The organism is Devosia sp. Leaf64 (assembly GCF_001421945.1).
Classification (GTDB): domain Bacteria; phylum Pseudomonadota; class Alphaproteobacteria; order Rhizobiales; family Devosiaceae; genus Devosia.
Window position 1 is genome coordinate 1 of record NZ_LMLO01000009.1, and the last position, 1,342, is coordinate 1,342.

The window sequence follows — 1,342 nt, forward strand, 5'->3', positions numbered from 1 at the left end:
ACTTCCGCGATCCGAACGGTCATCTGTGGGAGATAGTCTGGAATCCACAGATGCTCCCCGCAGAAGACTGATAAGCGCCACTAGGTCATGGGCTCCTGAATGCCCATGACCACCTTGACCCAATGCCGTGCGGAACGCCAGTCTCGTGCTCGCTGGAAGGTGCGGCCCGCATTCGACCCCGTTTCCCGCCATTACGACGCTGAAAGCGTTCCCTTAAGCAGACAAGGACATGCCGGTGGAATACGGTCTTGAGTGCTTGCACGCGCAAAGCGATGAAAAAACCTCGAGCGCTGCCTTTCAGCGAGCCTTGCCACACTCGATAAGAGCGTGCGCCTTGACGTTAGCCGCATTGATCGGAGGATGAACTTCGGTGGCGGTCGTCCGTATTTTGCCTGCATCGACTATATTTGCAACCTGGCGGGGTTATGTCGACCAGGCGCTACTGTTCATAGTGGCAAAACGTGGCGGCTCATTGGTCCTTTCTAACAGAATCTCGGTCGAAACGATGTGCCGCTTCTTCAGCAACGATAGGCCGCTAGGGCGAAGCTTAAGATTTGCACCGCTCAACAGAATTCCGGGTTTTGTCGTCTCAACCAAGGTGTCGCACAACACGGTCCAAGACCTGCTCCAGACACCCTTTGAAGAAGTGATCCGTATGGGGAAAAACCGTGACCGGATGATGGTCGCGGGCGCCCCAATCGAGCAAGGAGCTTAGTGATGCCATTGCGTCTTCCTGTCCATGCAGAAGCAATGTGCGAGCAGGAATGTCTAACGCCGGATAAGTTCGCCCTCCAGGCACCAGTCCTATTGGTAACCCCATCAGCACGATCTTCTGAGCAGGATCGGTTTTCTCAAGGAGACAGGCAAGACGTGCATACACGTGGGCCCCAAAAGAAAAACCCACCAACGCCAAAGGCAAGCCTGGGTGTTGCTGGCGCATGTGCTGTGCGACGGCTAGACCGTCTTCGGCCTCACCTTCCCCATCCGAATATTCTCCGTCTGTTTCATCGACCCCTCTAAAGCTAGGTCTAACGGCAATCCATCCTACCCTACTCAGCCGCCGTGCTACGTTGTGGGGCACCGGATGCCGAGGCGAGCCGCCTAGAAGCGGTTGAGGGTGGCTAACCAGGGCTACACCTTTCGGCATGCTTGCGGGGTAACTCATTGTCAGTTGGATCTTGCCAACGGGACCCTTGATAAAGAGGCGTTCAGATCCTGCCAGCATATTCTTTCATCAACATCTAACGCGCCCGGATTGGATCAATAATGTAGAACGACCGAGTGGCTGCCATGTCCGGTTCATAATGGCAAGAACCGGAAGCTGCCAGTCCGGAAACCACCC

1 pseudogene is annotated in these 1,342 nt (G+C 55.4%); it reads right to left on the bottom strand.

The features are described 5' to 3' along the window. Nucleotides 1–297: 297 nt before the first annotated feature. Nucleotides 298–414 (bottom strand): annotated as a pseudogene (locus tag ASE94_RS21640) (zinc-binding alcohol dehydrogenase family protein); the annotation flags it as partial. Between the last annotated feature and the right edge of the window lie 928 nt (nt 415–1,342).